This is a genomic window from Bradyrhizobium lablabi, assembly GCF_018129385.1.
In the GTDB taxonomy this organism is placed as follows: Bacteria; Pseudomonadota; Alphaproteobacteria; order Rhizobiales; family Xanthobacteraceae; genus Bradyrhizobium; species Bradyrhizobium lablabi_C.
The window spans coordinates 51902-67198 of the sequence record NZ_JAFCLN010000008.1 but is presented as its reverse complement, the minus strand read 5'-3'; the positions used below and the strand labels follow the sequence as shown (position 1 = coordinate 67198).

The 15297-nt window shown below is 62.6% G+C and carries 13 protein-coding genes; 9 read left to right on the top strand and 4 right to left on the bottom strand.

What is annotated here, in order from left to right; translation table 11 throughout:
- Positions 1–21 precede the first annotated feature (21 nt).
- Both JQ628_RS17240 and JQ628_RS17235 read right to left on the bottom strand, forming a co-directional pair.
- Positions 22–1572: an alkaline phosphatase D family protein gene (locus JQ628_RS17240; RefSeq protein ID WP_212223998.1), complete on the bottom strand. Its 1551-nt coding sequence runs from the start codon at positions 1570–1572 to the stop codon at positions 22–24.
- A gap of 147 nt (positions 1573–1719) precedes the next feature.
- Positions 1720–3066: a TAXI family TRAP transporter solute-binding subunit gene (locus tag JQ628_RS17235; RefSeq protein WP_249128022.1), complete on the bottom strand. Its 1347-nt coding sequence runs from the start codon at positions 3064–3066 to the stop codon at positions 1720–1722.
- A gap of 279 nt (positions 3067–3345) precedes the next feature.
- Here JQ628_RS17235 and JQ628_RS17230 point away from each other — a divergent pair, with 279 nt between their 5' ends.
- Positions 3346–3651 carry a 4a-hydroxytetrahydrobiopterin dehydratase gene (locus tag JQ628_RS17230; RefSeq protein WP_212223994.1) on the top strand — a complete coding sequence of 102 codons (306 nt, stop codon included), beginning with the start codon at positions 3346–3348 and terminating at the stop codon, positions 3649–3651.
- A 141-nt stretch (positions 3652–3792) separates the two neighbouring features.
- Complete coding sequence (locus JQ628_RS17225) at positions 3793–4179, top strand: YkvA family protein (protein ID WP_212223992.1); 387 nt, start codon at positions 3793–3795, stop codon at positions 4177–4179.
- A 3-nt stretch (positions 4180–4182) separates the two neighbouring features.
- Here JQ628_RS17225 and JQ628_RS17220 read toward each other — a convergent pair whose 3' ends face one another.
- Positions 4183–5109 (bottom strand): response regulator transcription factor, encoded by a 927-nt coding sequence (locus JQ628_RS17220; protein ID WP_212223990.1) that lies wholly within the window; start codon positions 5107–5109, stop codon positions 4183–4185.
- A 3-nt stretch (positions 5110–5112) separates the two neighbouring features.
- Positions 5113–8487, bottom strand: coding sequence for a hybrid sensor histidine kinase/response regulator (locus JQ628_RS17215; RefSeq protein ID WP_212223988.1), 3375 nt, complete (start codon positions 8485–8487; stop codon positions 5113–5115).
- A 152-nt stretch (positions 8488–8639) separates the two neighbouring features.
- Here JQ628_RS17215 and urtA point away from each other — a divergent pair, with 152 nt between their 5' ends.
- The 7 genes from urtA (at position 8640) to JQ628_RS17180 (ending at position 15293) form a co-directional block, all read left to right on the top strand.
- Entirely contained in the window at positions 8640–9899 is a 1260-nt protein-coding gene (gene urtA, locus JQ628_RS17210) for an urea ABC transporter substrate-binding protein (protein ID WP_212223986.1), read from the top strand.
- A 127-nt stretch (positions 9900–10026) separates the two neighbouring features.
- A complete protein-coding gene (gene urtB / locus JQ628_RS17205) occupies positions 10027–10953 on the top strand; it encodes an urea ABC transporter permease subunit UrtB (RefSeq protein ID WP_212223984.1) in 927 nt (308 codons plus the stop codon).
- Between the two features lie 17 nt (positions 10954–10970).
- Positions 10971–12116, top strand: a complete 1146-nt coding sequence (gene urtC, locus JQ628_RS17200; RefSeq protein WP_249128020.1) for an urea ABC transporter permease subunit UrtC — start codon at positions 10971–10973, stop codon at positions 12114–12116.
- An 11-nt stretch (positions 12117–12127) separates the two neighbouring features.
- The gene (gene urtD, locus JQ628_RS17195; RefSeq protein WP_212223982.1) at positions 12128–12883 is read left to right on the top strand and encodes an urea ABC transporter ATP-binding protein UrtD; all 756 of its coding nucleotides are present in this window, start codon (positions 12128–12130) and stop codon (positions 12881–12883) included.
- A gap of 11 nt (positions 12884–12894) precedes the next feature.
- Positions 12895–13584: an urea ABC transporter ATP-binding subunit UrtE gene (gene urtE, locus JQ628_RS17190; protein ID WP_212223980.1), complete on the top strand. Its 690-nt coding sequence runs from the start codon at positions 12895–12897 to the stop codon at positions 13582–13584.
- A 50-nt stretch (positions 13585–13634) separates the two neighbouring features.
- Entirely contained in the window at positions 13635–14864 is a 1230-nt protein-coding gene (gene fmdA, locus JQ628_RS17185; protein ID WP_212223979.1) for a formamidase, read from the top strand.
- An 81-nt stretch (positions 14865–14945) separates the two neighbouring features.
- Positions 14946–15293, top strand: coding sequence for an FmdB family zinc ribbon protein (locus tag JQ628_RS17180; RefSeq protein ID WP_212223978.1), 348 nt, complete (start codon positions 14946–14948; stop codon positions 15291–15293).
- Positions 15294–15297 lie beyond the last annotated feature (4 nt).

Genomic DNA, 15297 nt, shown 5'->3' with positions numbered 1-15297 from the left:
TTTCAGCCGTTTAGGTCGCCGTTACACAGGCTTAGGTTCAAGCGTGGTCGACCAAAGCGCCACGTCAGCGCGGTCGCGCAGGGTCACGGTCATCTGGCCGCTCGTGCCGTCGATTTTGACATGGCCGAAGAACTGCATACCGGCCGATGGCGGCAGGTTCTGCTTGTCCGGCCCCGGCGCCTTGATGAATTTCACCTCGGGCCCAAAGGTGTTGTCGAGCTCGTTCGGGCCGAAGGTGCCGGCATGCAGCGGGCCGGAGACGAATTCCCAGAATGGATCGAACTCCTGGAATTGCGCCTTGTCGGGATTGTAGTAGTGCGCGGCACTGTAATGTACGTCGGCCGTCAGCCAAACCGTGTTGACCACGCCCGATGCCTTGATGAAGCGCAGGAGATCGGCGATCTCCAGCTCGCGACCGCGCGGCGGGCCGTCGCCTTGCGCAAAGGCTTCCGAACCTTTCTTGTTCGCCGCATCGTCATAGACGATGATTGAAAGTGGCATGTCTGAGGCGAGCACCTTCCAGGTGGCGCGCGAATTGAGCAGTTCGCGCTTCAGCCAGGCGAGCTGGTCCGGGCCCAGGAAATAGCTTTCGGGACCGTAGCTCGTCTGGTCGTTGGGTCCGTTCGGCCCGCGATAGCTGCGTTCGTCCAGCACGAACACGTCGAGATGCGGACCATAATGGATGGTGCGGTAGAGCCGGCCGGGTTCGACAATGCTCTCGCGCATCGGATACATTTCGTGGAAGGCGCGGGCGGCACGCGCCGCGAGCAGGCCGATGTCGCGCTCCTTGTAGGCGGCGGGCAGCTGTTTCGACGCCGACCAGTTGTTGGTGACTTCGTGGTCGTCCCATTGCACGAAGATCGGCACCTCGGCATTGAAGGCGCGAAGATTGTCGTCGAGGAAATTGTATTTGTGCGCGGCGCGGAACTCGTCGAGCGTTTCGGCAACCTTGGCCTTTTCCGGAATGGTGAGGTTCTTCCACACCTTGCCGCCGCCGAGATCCACCTCGGGCTTGATCGGGCCGTCGGCATAGATCGTGTCGCCGGAATGCAGGAAGAAGTCCGGCCGGTGCTTGCGCATGGCGGCGAAGGTGAACATGCCGCCGTCATCAGGGTTGATGCCCCAGCCCTGTCCGGCGACATCGCCGCCCCAGACAAAGCTGACGTCGCGCCGGTCGCTGGGGGCGGTGCGGAAGCGGCCGGTGACCGGCTCGCTCAGGATTCCCGGATGGGACAGGTCTCGGAATTTGACGCGATAGAAGATGTCCTGACCGGCGGGGAGATTTTCCAGCAGCATCTTTGCGGTGAAATCGCTCTCGGGCAGCGCGGCGATCGGCGGCAGCGCGCGCACTTGCGCGAAGGATTCGGTGGTGGAGACCTCGACCATCATCTGCGAGGGCCGGTCGGCGCGGGCCCAGACCACGCCGCCATCGGTGCTGACGTCGCCGGATTGCACGCCGCAGGTGATTTGCGGCCGGTCGGCGGCGCGGCTGAGATAGGGCATCGCGATCGCGCCGAGCGCACCGGCCCCTGCGGAGGAGAGAAAACGCCGGCGGGAAAATTTGATGGTCATAAGGGCCTCGCCGCTTCTCCGTCATTGCGAGGAGCGAAGCGACGAAGCAATCCATAGCGCTACGAGTCGCAAGATGGATTGCTTCGCTTCGCTCGCAATGACGGCTTAGAACGAATGTATGACGACTCGATAAAGAGAAGTTGCTCTTTATGCGGTGCCTGCCGCGCGGAATTGTGCGCTGGTGCGCTGGAGGGTCTGCGGCATGCTCATGAGCAGTGTCTTGCGGTCGGCGACGGCGTTGTGAAACTGCTCGAGCGCGATGTTGAAAGCGTTGAGCGTGCCTTGCTCGATCGCGCCGTGCTCGTAGCATTGCAGCGTGTCGCGCAGGATGTCGTCGGCCTCGGCCTGCATGCGGTCGAGCTCTTCGATGGAATCGCACTGGCGCGCGGTGCGCAGCATGTCGAGCAGGCGCTCGCGCTGCGAGGTATTGGTCTGGCGCTCGTCCTTCTTCAGGTAGCCCGCGAACCAGGCGCCGGCCGAGCCCATGGCGGAAAGCGCCATCAGGCCCCACCAGATGAAATCGCTGTAGCGATCGAGGAACGTCTTTTCGTCGCCGTCGACGAAGGCCGCGGCGCCCGGATGAACCGGAATGGTGGCGTCCTTGTCGGTGTCGGGCGTTTCGATCTTGGCCGCCAGCGGGAATTCGTTCTTCAGCGACTGCCGGATGGCGAAAAGCTGCCGGGTGAAGGCGGCAATGGTCGATTCCGAGATGCCGCGCCGCGCCACGATGTGGTGCGTGAAGCTGATGGTCTTGACCTCGTCCTCCGGCCGGTCGGTGCCGAACGAGCCGGCGGGAATTTCCGAGGCCTCGTAGGCCGGATGGTTTTGCGCGATCGCGTCGGCCAGATCGATGGCGAGGAAAGTCGGCTTGCCGCCGTCGCGGGTGGAAGCCGCAATCGCATCGGTCGTGATCTTGCTGTTGACGGGACCGGCGGCCAGGAATGCATCAGCCTTCTGGCTTTTGATCGCTTCGACCGCCTCGTTGGCGGGAAACTGAACGATCGTCACCTTGGCGGGATCGACGCCGTATTGCTGTAGGATCACCTTCAGCAGGTTGACGTTGGCTTGCGTGCGGCCCACGACGCCGATGCGATGGCCGGCGAGCTGCGCCACCTTGGTGATTTTTGGCGCGGCCTTCCTGCCGCGGACTTTCGGCTGCGGCGGCACCCACAACACGGCGACATTCTTGCGCAGCGTCGCCACGGCCTGCGCGTTCCTCGGCACTTCGAGGTCGCCGCGAATGATGGCGAGATCGGCCTTGCCGTCGGCCAAGGCCTGCGCGCTGGCGACGGCGCCGTCGGTCGGAACCAGGCGAAGGCGGATCTGGCTGGATTTCTGGGTGCTGAAGGCCTGCGCCAGCGTCTGCGCCACCTTGAGGTCGTCGCTGTTGGCGGGACCGACCGCGATACGCAGGCTTTCAATCCGCATCGCAAAATAATAGCCGGCCACCAGCGTGCCGATGATCGCGAGAAAGCCGGCCAGCACGACGAACATCAGTCGCCGTTTCGCCGAGCGGGGCGACGGCGGGACTGTCGGTTCGGTTGTGTCCGGTCCGGTCATCGATCTCTGAAATAATGGGCCGAGGTTCAATGTGCTGCTGCCGAATAGGCGGACTATGCCCGCATTCTAGCAAATTCCCTGCCGATTCGGCCGGCTCAGCCGCTTCATGGTTAGCGGGCCGCAATGGACCGGATTTGCTGCCATATTGTGGCATGGATCGGATGGCCGGCGTTCGGTGTTAGGGTAAAGTTCCCGTGAAAGGTGGAGGCGAGCATGTTGGAGCGGCTGACGGCGGAGGCGCGAACGGCGGCGCTGCTGGAATTGTCCGGCTGGAGCGAGGTGTCCGGCCGGGAGGCGATCACCAAAACCTTCACCTTCAAGGATTTCAATGAAGCGTTCGGCTTCATGTCGCGCGCCGCGCTGGTCGCCGAAAAGAAGGACCATCACCCGGAATGGCGCAACGTCTACAAAACCGTGGAAGTGGTGCTGGCGACCCATGACGCCGGCGGCGTCACCCGGCTCGACATCGAGCTTGCCAAGGCAATGAACTCCATCGCCAGGCAGTTCGGCGTCAGCTAGCGCATGATCCGCGAAAGGTGGGCACCGGTTTTTCGAAAAGATCATGCGCCGACAAAAGCGTGCTTGCAGTGACAGGTCGTCATCCCCAATTGAAATACCGGCCGCGTGGCGATACGCCGCGCCGGCTGAGGGGAGAGGTTGATGGCAACGTTTGAACACAGCGTGGGGTTTGAGCCCGCCGACCGGCTGGCGCAGGACCGCGAGAGCGTGCGCCGGCGGTTCAAATCCAAGTTCAAGCAGGTGATGGCAAAGCTGCCGTTCGCCGAGGACCTGCTCGCCGCCTATTATTGCGCATTCGACCGCCAGACACCGCGGCATGTGCAGGCCTCGCTGCTGGGGGCAATCGCCTATTTCGTCCTGCCATTCGACTTCATGCCGGATGTGCTGCCGATCCTCGGCTTCACCGACGATGCCGCCGTGCTGGCGACCGCCATCCGCCTGGTCACGACCCACATCACGCCGGAGCACCGCGAGGCCGCCCGCGCCGCGCTCAAGCGCGGCGTCGAGCCGGCTGACGCATCCGAATAGACGTCAGGTTTTCCGGTTCCTCGCGTGGACCGCAATGGCCGCTGCGGCGGTGCGGTTTTCGACGCCGAGCTTGGAATAAATCTGCTCGAGATGCTTGTCGATCGTGCGCGGCGACAGCCCCAGGATTTGCGCGATGTCGCGGTTGGTCTTGCCCTTGGCGAGCCATGACAGCACTTCGCCCTCGCGCGTGGTGAGGCCAAGTTCGCTGGAGAACTCCACCGGCGTGTCGACGCCGGCGTCCCTTGCGAGCCGCAACAGGAATTCGTTCGGCGCGAGCTTGCCCATGAAATGCAGCCGCAGCGGCTCCTCGCCCGGCAGCAACATCGATGGTGCCTTGGACGGAGCTTTGCCGCCCTGCGCCTGATCCAGCCATTGCGGCAATGGCTCGGGCAGCTCGAAGTCGTCATTCGCGCTGGCCGGAAAGGTCGCCGACAGCAGCTTTTGTGCCTGCGGGGTCGCCCACAGGATCTTCCCCCGACCGCTGACGGCGAGCAGATAGCGGCCGGAAACATCCAGCGCGGCCCGCGCGCTCTGCGTCATCCGCGCGTTGGCGAGATGCACGCGGATGCGCGCCAGCATCTCCTGAACCACGATAGGCTTTGTCACGTAGTCGACGCCGCCGGCCTCCAGACCCCGTACGATATGCTCGGTTTCGGCAAGGCCCGTCATGAAGATGATCGGCACATTGGCAAGGCCGGCGTCGCGCTTCAGCCGCTTGCAGGTCTCAAATCCATCCATGCCGGGCATCACGGCATCCAGCAGCACGATATCGGGCGTGATCTGGTCGACGATCCGCATCGCGCTGGCGCCGTCGAGCGCGACCATGACGGTCATGTCGGCGCCGTCGAGCGCGTCGGTCAATAACCGCAGCGTCTCCGGGGAATCGTCGACGACCAGTGCGACGTCGCGCTTCTTGGGTTCAGTGATCATAGTTCAGTGATCATAGCTGTACAGGGTCTTCAGCGCTGCCATGAATTGATCCAGGTCGAATCGATCAATCAATGAGCGCATTTCCGAGACGAAATCGGCGAGTACGGGAGATTCCTTGCCGATTTCGTCGAGCTTGAGCTGGATGGCTCTGATATGGCCGAGCTGTCCGAGGCGGATCAGCTCCTCGACATGTTTCACCGGCGGGCGCGAACCGGTGTCCGGCCGCCATCGCGGCGCCGCGACCGCATGCTCGGCTTCATACTGCCATTCGAGCTTGAGCAACTGCCGAATGGTTTCGAGCAGGCGGGGGATGTCGATCGGCTTCATCAGGTAGCCGTCGTGATAGGGCTGCGCCAGCGGCGCGCCGTGCGCTTCGAGCGCGCTCGCCGACACCATCAGGATGCGCGCCTGATGATGGCCGTTGGCGCGCAATGTCTCGGCCACCGTCCAGCCGTCCATGCCTGCCATCGAGATGTCGAGCAGGAACAGATCGGGCCGGCAGTGCTGCGCCAGCGCCAGGCAGCCGGGCCCGTCGGGCGCGCTGAGCAGGATGAAGCCGAGCGGCGCCAGCACCTCGCGCAACAGATCGCGCTGGGTCGGATCGTCGTCGGTGATCAGGATCGTCTTGCGCGGGCCGTGATAGCCGAACACGGGGGCATCGACCGGCGCGGATTGCGTCGGGTTGGTCACTTCCGACAGAAGAATTTTTACCCGGAACGTGCTGCCCTTGCCGACCGTCGACGTCACCTTGATGTCGCCGCCCATCACGCCCGCCAGCAGGCGGCTGATGGTCAGCCCGAGACCGGTGCCTGTGTGCGGCTGCGACACGCCGATCGCGCCGCGCTCGAATGGCGCAAAGATGCGCTCGAGATCATCAGGCTGAATGCCGGGACCGGTGTCGATCACCTCGAATTCCGTCACCGGGCTGCGGTAATGCACCACGAACTGCACGCTGCCGGCTTGCGTGAACTTGATGGCGTTGGACAGCAGGTTGATCAAGATCTGCCGCAGGCGCTTCTCATCGGCATAGACCACGACCGGCAGCACCGCAGGTCGCTTGAAGATGAACTCAACTCCCTTGGCCGCGGCCTGCAGGCGGAACATGCCGACGAGCTGGTCGAGGAAATCGCTGAAGCGGACCTGGTCGCGCGACAGATACAGCCGTCCGGCCTCGATCTTGGAAATATCCAGAATGCCGTCGATCAGGCCGGAAAGGTGATCGGCGCTGCGGCGGACGACGCGCACCTGGTCGCGCGGTTTTGCCAGCAGGCTCGCATCCTGTTCCAGCAGTTGCGCGTAGCCGCTGATCGCGTTCAACGGCGAGCGCAATTCGTGGCTGAGTCCGACTACATAGCGGCTCTTGGCGAGGTTGGCGGATTCGGCGACTTCCTTGGCGCGCTGCAATTCGGCGTCGGTGCGCTTGTGCGCGTCGATTTCCTGAATCAACAGCGTGGTTTGCCGCCGCGTCTCGGCTTCCGCCGCGCGCCGGCTCTGCTGCGCCAGCACGAACAGCCATGCCACCACGCCGATGATGATGGTGAGCGCGAAGAACACCTTCCACAGCACGTCTGACAGAAGCTGCGTGTTGGACTGCGCGGTCGCCGATGTCTCCAGATAAATCAGCCCGAGCGTCAGCGCCACCAGACCGGCCGATATCGCGAACACGCCGAGATAATGCCCGAACTGCGAATTGATCCGCGCGAAGATCGGCTGCGGCAGCATCTTGCCGAGCGTCTCCGACACCTGTGCGCCGATCCGCGCATGCGGTTTGCACAGATCGTGGCAGCGCGCATCGAGCGAGCAGCACAGCGAGCAGATCGGGCCGGCATAGGCGGGGCAGGAGGCCATGTCCTCCGGTTCGAACGAATGCTCGCAGATGCAGCACTGGATCGACTGCAGATTCTGCCAGCTCCGCTTCGGCTTGCGCGCGATGTAGTATTTGCCGTCGGTGGCCCATGCGATCAGCGGCGCCGTGATGAATGCCACGGCGAGCGCGACGAAAGCCGACAGCGCCTTAGCCGTCGGCCCGAACAGGCCGTAGAACGCAGAGATCGACACGATGGTCGCAATCAGCATCGCGCCGACGCCGACCGGGTTGATGTCGCAGAGATGCGCGCGCTTGAACTCGATGTGCTGCGGCCGCAGGCCGAGCGGCTTGTTGATGACGAGATCGGCGACCAGCGCCCCGACCCAGGCGATCGCGACATTGGAATAGAGCGCCAGCGTCTGCTCCAGTGCCTTGTAGACCCCGATCTCCATCAGCAGCAGCGCGACCAGCACGTTGAACACCAGCCACACGACGCGGCCGGGATGGCTGTGCGTCAGCCGCGAAAAGAAGTTCGACCAGGCGATCGAGCCGGCATAGGCGTTGGTGACGTTGATCTTGATCTGCGAGAGGATGACGAAGGCGCCGGTCAGCGCCAGCGCCATGTCCGGCTGCGACAGCACATAGCGGAACGCTTCGAGATACATGTGCGCGGGCTCGGCGGCCTGCTCGGCGGTGAGGCCGTGGCTCAACGCGAAGAACGCGAGGAACGAGCCGAGCAGCAGCTTGAGCGCGCCGAAAATGATCCAGCCCGGGCCGGCGATCAGCAGCGAGGTCCACCAGGAGGCGCGTGAGGTGCGGCGATCGCGCGGCAGGAAGCGCAGGAAGTCGACCTGTTCGCCGATCTGCGCCACCAGCGAAAACACCACAGAGGCGGCGGCCCCGAACATCAGGAGGTCGAGGTGGCCCGAGGGATCGCCATGCTCACCCGCGAACTTCCGCCATTCACTGAACGAATGAGGACTGGCCCAGGCGATCGCCGCAAACGGCAGGATGTGCAGCACGACCCACACCGGCTGCGTCCATAGCTGGAAGCGGCTGATCAGCGTGATGCCGTGCGTCACCAGCGGGATGATGACGACAGCGCTGATGAGGTAGCCGAGCGGCCGCGGAATGCCGAAGCACATTTCGAGCGCGCTCGCCAGGATCACCGCCTCGATCGCAAAGAAGATGAAGGTGAAGGACGCGTAGATCAGCGAGGTGATGGTCGAGCCGATATAGCCAAAGCCCGCGCCACGGGTGAGCAGGTCGATGTCGATGCCGCATTTGGCGGCATGGTACGCAATCGGCAGGCCGCAGGCGAAAATGATGACGCTGACGACCAGGATCGCGGCGGTGGCGTTGGTGAAGCCGTAGTTCAGCGCGATGGTGCCGCCGATGGCTTCCAGCGCCAGGAACGAGATCGCGCCAAGGGCGGTGTTGGCGACGCGGGCGGCGGACCATCGCCGCGCGGCCTTGGCCGTGAAGCGCAGCGCGTAGTCTTCCAGCGTCTGGTTGGCAACCCATTGATTATATTGGCGCCTGACGCGGTCTATCCGCTGTCGCCCTGCCACTTGCCTGGAACTCCCCCGTACCCGGACTACGCCACTAACCTACGTCGCTATTTTGCGGTGCAATATACGCGATCTTGCGTATCTGTGCGCTGCACAATCCGGGCCAACCTCACCTGACCAAGCGTGTCCACGAACCAAAAAATGGGGTGCTCATGTCAGACGAGAACAAACGGGGTTTACAGTCTCCTTTTCGCCGTAAGCTGCTCATGGGAGCGGCCGCTCTACCTGCGATGGCGCTATTGCCGCGCGTGGCCTTTGGCGCCGGACCGGCGACATCGGCGGTCAATACGACGGGCCTTGCCGTCACCGACACTGAAGTCACGGTCGGCATCCTGCACTCGGCGACCGGCACCATGGCAATTTCCGAAACCGGATCGATCCAGGCCGAAAAGCTCGCCATCGAGCAGATCAACGCCATGGGCGGCGTGCTTGGCCGCAAGATCAAGGTGATCCAGGAAGACGGCGCCAGCGATTGGCCGACGTTTGCCGAGAAGGCCAAGAAACTCCTCGTCAACGACAAGGTGGCCTCGATCATGGGCTGCTGGACCTCGGCCTCGCGCAAGGCGGTGCTGCCAGTGATGGAGCAGTACAACGGCATGCTCTATTACCCGACCTTCTACGAAGGCCTCGAGCAGTCCAAGAACGTGATCTACACCGGCCAGGAAGCGACCCAGCAGATCCTTGCCGGCATCGACTGGATCACCAAGGAGAAGAATGCCAAGTCGTTCTACTTCATCGGCTCCGACTACATCTGGCCGCGTACCTCCAACAAGATCGCGCGCAAGCACATCGAAAACTTCCTGAAGCTGAAGGTCGTCGGCGAGGAATACTTCCCGCTGGGCAGCACCCAGTTCAACTCGGTGATCAACAAGATCAAGCTGACCAAGCCCGACGTGATCTTCACCGACGTCGTCGGCGGCTCCAACGTCGCCTTCTACAAGCAGCTCAAGGCGGCCGGCATCGACCTGTCGAAACAGGCGCTGCTGACCATCTCGGTCACCGAAGACGAGATCGACGGCATCGGCGGCGAGAACATCGCCGGCGCCTATGCCTGCATGAAGTACTTCCAGTCGCTCAAGAACGACAACAACGAGAAGTTCGTTGCCGCGTTCAAGAAGATGTGGGGCGACAAGACCGTGATCGGTGACGTCACCCAGGCTGCCTATCTTGGCCCGTGGCTTTGGAAGGCGACCGTCGAGAAAGCGGGCTCCTTCGACGTCGACAAGGTGGCGGCGGCCTCGCCCGGCATCGAGTTCAAGGGTGCACCGGAGGGTTACGTCCGGATCCACGAGAACCATCACCTCTGGTCGAAGACGCGCGTCGGAAGGGCAAAGCTGGACGGTCAGTTCGAGCTGGTGTTCGAGACCGCCGATCTGGTCCAGCCCGATCCGTTCCCGAAGGGCTACCAGTAAGCGCGACGTCTCTCGCGTCTTCTCCAACAACACAGCTCCCTGGCGTGGACCGTCAATCCACGCTTGACGGCCCCGCGTCGCGTTCCGGCACGCGACGCGGGGATTTCCTCCCGGCGGAGAAACATTGATGTTCGGCGACTATTCGATTGGCGATCTCGGCTCGATCTTCGTGATGCAGGGCTTTGCGGGCCTGATCCTGTTCTCCGTCTACGTGCTGATGGCGCTGGGACTTGCGATCATCTTCGGCCAGATGGGCGTCATCAACATGGCCCATGGCGAGTTCATGATCCTCGGCGCCTACGTCACCTGGCTGACGTCGAACGCGTTCCAGGAATATCTGCCGTCGTTGTTTCCCGGCTACTTCTTTCTGGCGATGGTGCTCGCCTTCCTCGCTTCCGGTGCGCTCGGCATGCTGGTCGAATGGGGGCTGATCCGCCACCTCTATAAACGCCCGCTCGATACGTTGCTTGCAACCTGGGGCCTCAGCCTTATCCTGCAACAGGCCTATCGCTCGATCTTCGGCGCGCGCGAAGTCGGCGTCGAGTTGCCGCAGTGGATGCTGGGTTCGCTCAAGGTCACCGACACTATCGAAGTTCCGATCAACGGCGTGTTCGTGATGTGCCTGACGGTGCTGATCACCGTCGTCGTTGCCTACGTCCTCTATCTGTCGCGCTGGGGCCGCCAGGTCCGCGCCGTCGTGCAGAACCGCATCATGGCCGGCGCCGTCGGCATCAATACCGAGAAGGTCGATCGCTACACCTTCGGTCTCGGCTGCGGCATCGCCGGTGTTGCCGGTAGCGCCTTCACCATGATCGGCTCGACCGGGCCGACCTCCGGCCAGCTCTACATCGTCGATACCTTCCTTGTGGTCGTGTTCGGCGGCGCCGCCAGCCTGCTCGGCACCATCGCCTCTGCCTTCTCGATCTCGCAGACCCAGTCGACGCTCGAGTTCTTCATGTCGGGCTCGATGGCCAAGGTGCTGACGCTGCTTGCGGTCGTCGGAATCCTGATGCTGCGTCCGCAGGGTCTGTTCGCCCTCAAGGTCCGCAAATAACAAGAACAGGCACAGTCATGATCATCAACTCGCGCTTCTTCAATCGATCCGAGCTCATTGGCTTCATCGCGCTGGCTGCGCTGCTGTTCGTGATCCTGCCGCTGTCGCTGGATGTGTTCCGCCTCAACCTCGTCGCAAAATATCTCACCTACGCCTTCGTCGCGATCGGCCTCGTGCTGTGTTGGGGCTATGGCGGCATTCTGAGCCTGGGGCAGGGCGTGTTCTTCGGCCTCGGCGGCTACTGCATGGCGATGTTCCTCAAGCTCGAGGCCTCCAGTGTCGAGAACACCAAGATCCAGTCGACGCCGGGCATCCCTGACTTCATGGACTGGAATCAGATCACGGCGCTGCCGTTCTTCTGGCAGCCGTTCCACAGTCTCACCTTGACCATCCTCCTCATCATCCTGGTGCCCGGCCTGTTCGCCCTCATCATCGGCACCGCGATGTTCAAGCGGCGCGTCGGCGGCACCTACTTTGCAATCATCACGCAAGCCGTCGCGGCCATTCTGACCATCCTGATCGTCGGGCAGCAGGGCTATACCGGCGGCATCAACGGCATGACCGACCTGCGCACGCTGAAGGGATGGGACATCCGTCCCGACCACGCCAAGGTCATTCTCTACTTCTTTGAAGTATTCCTGCTGTTCGGCTGCATCCTCCTGGCGCAGTTCATCCGCCTGACCAAACTCGGCCGCATCCTGGTGGCGATGCGCGAGCAGGAAGACCGCGTCCGCTTCTCCGGCTATAGCGTCGCCAACTTCAAGATCTTTGCCTTCTGCATGGCCGCGGTGTTCGCCGCGATCGGCGGCGCCATGTTCGCGCTCAATGTCGGTTTCATGTCGCCGTCCTTTGTCGGAATCGTGCCATCGATCGAGATGGTGATCTACACCGCGGTCGGCGGACGGATGTCGATCTTCGGCGCGGTGTGGGGGGCGATGCTGGTGAATTTTGCCAAGACCAGCCTGTCGGAATCCTTCCCGCAGCTCTGGCTGTTCGGCCTCGGCGCGCTGTTCATCGCTGTCGTGCTCGCCTTCCCGAACGGGCTGTCCGGACTGTGGGCTGACTATGTGCAGCCGCGCATCGACCGCCTGCTGGCATCGCGCAAATCGAAGATGAGCAATGGGGCGGATAGTTCCGTCGCCGCCGGCGCTCCCGCGGAGTAAGGAGACAGGTCATGTTAATCGGACACCAGCCCAAGGAATTCCTGCTCGCGGTCGAAGCGCTCACGGTGTCTTTTGACGGCTTCAAGGCAGTCAACAATCTCTCCTTCTACGTCGAGGAGAACGAGATCCGCGTCATTATCGGCCCGAACGGCGCCGGCAAGACCACCGTGCTCGACCTGATCTGCGGCAAGACGAAAGCGACATCAGGCTCGATCCAGTTCCGCGGCAAGGAGCTGACCAAGCTGAAGGAGAACGAGATCGTCCAGACCGGCGTCGGCCGCAAATTCCAGACGCCGTCGGTGTTCGAGGACCTCACCGTGTTCGAGAATCTCGAAATCTCCTTTCCGCGCGGTCGCACGGTGTTCGGTTCGCTCACGTTCCAGCGTGACGCCGCCGTGAAGGCGCGGGTGGAAGAAGTCGCAGAGATGATTTTCCTGAAAGATCGCCTTCACACCTATGCCGATCAGCTCAGCCACGGCCAGAAGCAATGGCTGGAGATCGGCATGCTGCTGATCCAGGACCCGGACCTGCTGATGCTCGACGAGCCGGTCGCGGGCATGAGCGTGAGCGAGCGCGCCAAGACCGCCGAACTGCTCAACCGCATCATCAAGGACCGCTCGGTGCTGGTGATCGAGCACGACATGAAATTCGTCGAGGACATCGCCCATAAGGTCACCGTGCTGCACCAGGGCCAGATCCTCTCCGAAGGGACGATGGAGAAGGTGAAAAACGATCCGAAGGTGATCGAAGTCTATCTGGGGCACTGAGGGGAGCCACCATGCTTGCTATTTCCGATCTTCATGTTGCCTACGGCCAGAGCGAAGTGCTGCACGGCCTCAACGTGTCCGTCGCACCCAACGAGATCGTGGCCATCATGGGCCGCAACGGCATGGGCAAGACCACGCTGATGAAATCGCTGATGGGCATTCTGCCCACCAAGAGCGGCTCGGTGAAAATGGACGGCGCCGAGCTCAGTGCGATGCAGAGCTTTCAGCGCGTCGCCAAAGGGCTCGCTTACGTGCCGCAGGGCCGCATGATCTTCTCCACCATGACGGTGAAGGAGAACATCGAGACCGGGCTGGTCGTGAACGGTGAATCCGAGGTACCCGGCAGCATCTATGAACTGTTCCCGGTGCTTCTTGAAATGAAGAATCGCCGCGGCGGCAATCTTTCCGGCGGCCAGCAACAGCAGCTCGCGATTGCACGCGCGCTCGCCACCAAGCCGAAGGTGCTGCTGCTGGATGAGCCGACCGAAGGCATCCAGCCATCCATCATCAAGGACATGGCGCGCACGCTCAAGCGCATCCGCGACGAGCGCGGCCTGTCCATCGTCGTTTCCGAACAGGTGCTGAGTTTTGCGCTCGACGTCGCCGACCGCGTGCTCGTGATCGAGAACGGCGAGATCGTTCGCGACGATCCACGCGACGGCGTCGATGCCGCACAGATATCGAAATACCTGTCGGTTTAGGAGTCCGGGGAAGTGAAACGTAACGTAGCTGGTAAAAAGGGGAGCTTCTGATGCCAGAGACACTGATCAAGGTCGATCTCAGCAAATCGGCCTATGATAACGACATGATCCATAACCGCTGGCATCCGGACGTTCCGATCGTGGCCTGGGTCAAGCCGGGCGATGACTTCATCATCGAGACCTATGACTGGACCGGCGGCTTCATCAAGAACAACGATTCCGCCGACGACGTGCGCGACATCGATCTGTCGATCGTGCATTTCCTGTCCGGCCCGATCGGCGTCAAGGGCGCCGAGCCCGGCGACTTGCTCGTGGTGGATCTGCTCGACGTCGGCCCGCTGAAGGAGAGCCTGTGGGGCTTCAACGGCTTCTTCTCCAAGAAGAACGGCGGCGGCTTCCTCACCGATCATTTCCCGCTGGCGCAAAAGTCGATCTGGGACATTCACGGCCTCTACACGTCCTCGCGCCATGTGCCCGGTGTCAGCTTTGCCGGCCTGATCCATCCCGGCCTGATCGGCTGTCTGCCCGATCCAAAGCTGCTGTCCAAATGGAATGAGCGCGAGACCGCGCTGATTGCGACCAACCCGACGCGCGTGCCGGGCCTTGCCAATCCGCCCTTCGCGCCGACCGCGCATGCCGGCCAGGCCAAGGGCGATATCAAGGCCAAGATCGGCGCTGAAGGTGCGCGCACCGTGCCGCCGCGCGAGCACGGCGGCAATTGCGACATCAAGGATCTGTCGCGCGGATCGAAAATCTACTTCCCGGTCTACGTGCCGGGCGGCGGGCTCTCGATGGGCGACCTGCATTTCAGCCAGGGCGACGGCGAGATCACCTTCTGCGGCGCCATCGAGATGGCGGGCTGGCTGCATCTCAAGGTCGACGTCATCAAGGACGGCGTTGCCAAATACGGCATCAAGAATCCCGTGTTCAAGCCGTCGCCGATCACGCCGAACTACAAGGACTATTTGATATTCGAGGGCATCTCGGTCGACGAGGAGGGCAAGCAGCACTATCTCGACGTCCACATTGCCTACCGCCAGGCCTGCCTGAACGCGATCGAATATCTCAAGAAGTTCGGCTATTCCGGCGCGCAGGCTTATTCGATCCTCGGCACTGCGCCGTGCCAGGGCCACATCTCCGGTGTCGTCGACGTGCCCAATGCCTGCGCCACGCTGTGGCTGCCGACGGAGATCTTTGACTTCGACATCATGCCGTCGGCGGCCGGACCCATCAAACATATCAAGGGCGACATCCAGATGCCGCTCTCGCCGGACAAGTGATCCCTGCGCGAAGGATGCGGGACGGTGCGTATCTGCCGCCCCGCATCCACCGCTGCTCACTATCACTCGCGTGAGGAAACGATGCCCGTCTACGAATATCTCTGCAACGATTGCGGTCCGTTCACCGACCTGCGGCCGATGGCGGAATGCGACCTGCCGCAAGACTGTCCGCAATGTGAAGAGTCCTCGCCGCGCGTCATCCTGACCGCGCCGAATTTCTTCTGCATGCCGTCGGACAAGCGCAAGGCCCACGCCACCAACGAGCAAAGCAGCCACGCGCCAAAAACGCTCGATCAGTACAAGGCCTCGCACGGCCCGGGCTGCGGCTGCTGCTCCGGCACAGCCAGGAAGCCGGCGCGCTTGATGACGAAGACAAAAGGCGGCGCGAAAGGTTTTCCGACCGCGCGCCCCTGGATGATCAGCCACTAAGGCA

Bases quoted from the DNA above. Each gene is read 5' to 3' on its own strand.
- JQ628_RS17240 (WP_212223998.1), bottom strand. From the start codon at position 1,572: ATGACCATCAAATTTTCCCGCCGGCGTTTTCTCTCCTCCGCAGGGGCC.
- JQ628_RS17235 (WP_249128022.1), bottom strand. From the start codon at position 3,066: ATGTTCGTCGTGCTGGCCGGCTTTCTCGCGATCATCGGCACGCTGGTG.
- JQ628_RS17230 (WP_212223994.1), top strand. From the start codon at position 3,346: ATGTTGGAGCGGCTGACGGCGGAGGCGCGAACGGCGGCGCTGCTGGAA.
- JQ628_RS17225 (WP_212223992.1), top strand. From the start codon at position 3,793: ATGGCAACGTTTGAACACAGCGTGGGGTTTGAGCCCGCCGACCGGCTG.
- JQ628_RS17220 (WP_212223990.1), bottom strand. From the start codon at position 5,109: ATGATCACTGAACCCAAGAAGCGCGACGTCGCACTGGTCGTCGACGAT.
- urtA (WP_212223986.1), top strand. From the start codon at position 8,640: ATGTCAGACGAGAACAAACGGGGTTTACAGTCTCCTTTTCGCCGTAAG.
- urtB (WP_212223984.1), top strand. From the start codon at position 10,027: ATGTTCGGCGACTATTCGATTGGCGATCTCGGCTCGATCTTCGTGATG.
- urtC (WP_249128020.1), top strand. From the start codon at position 10,971: ATGATCATCAACTCGCGCTTCTTCAATCGATCCGAGCTCATTGGCTTC.
- urtD (WP_212223982.1), top strand. From the start codon at position 12,128: ATGTTAATCGGACACCAGCCCAAGGAATTCCTGCTCGCGGTCGAAGCG.
- urtE (WP_212223980.1), top strand. From the start codon at position 12,895: ATGCTTGCTATTTCCGATCTTCATGTTGCCTACGGCCAGAGCGAAGTG.
- fmdA (WP_212223979.1), top strand. From the start codon at position 13,635: ATGCCAGAGACACTGATCAAGGTCGATCTCAGCAAATCGGCCTATGAT.
- JQ628_RS17180 (WP_212223978.1), top strand. From the start codon at position 14,946: ATGCCCGTCTACGAATATCTCTGCAACGATTGCGGTCCGTTCACCGAC.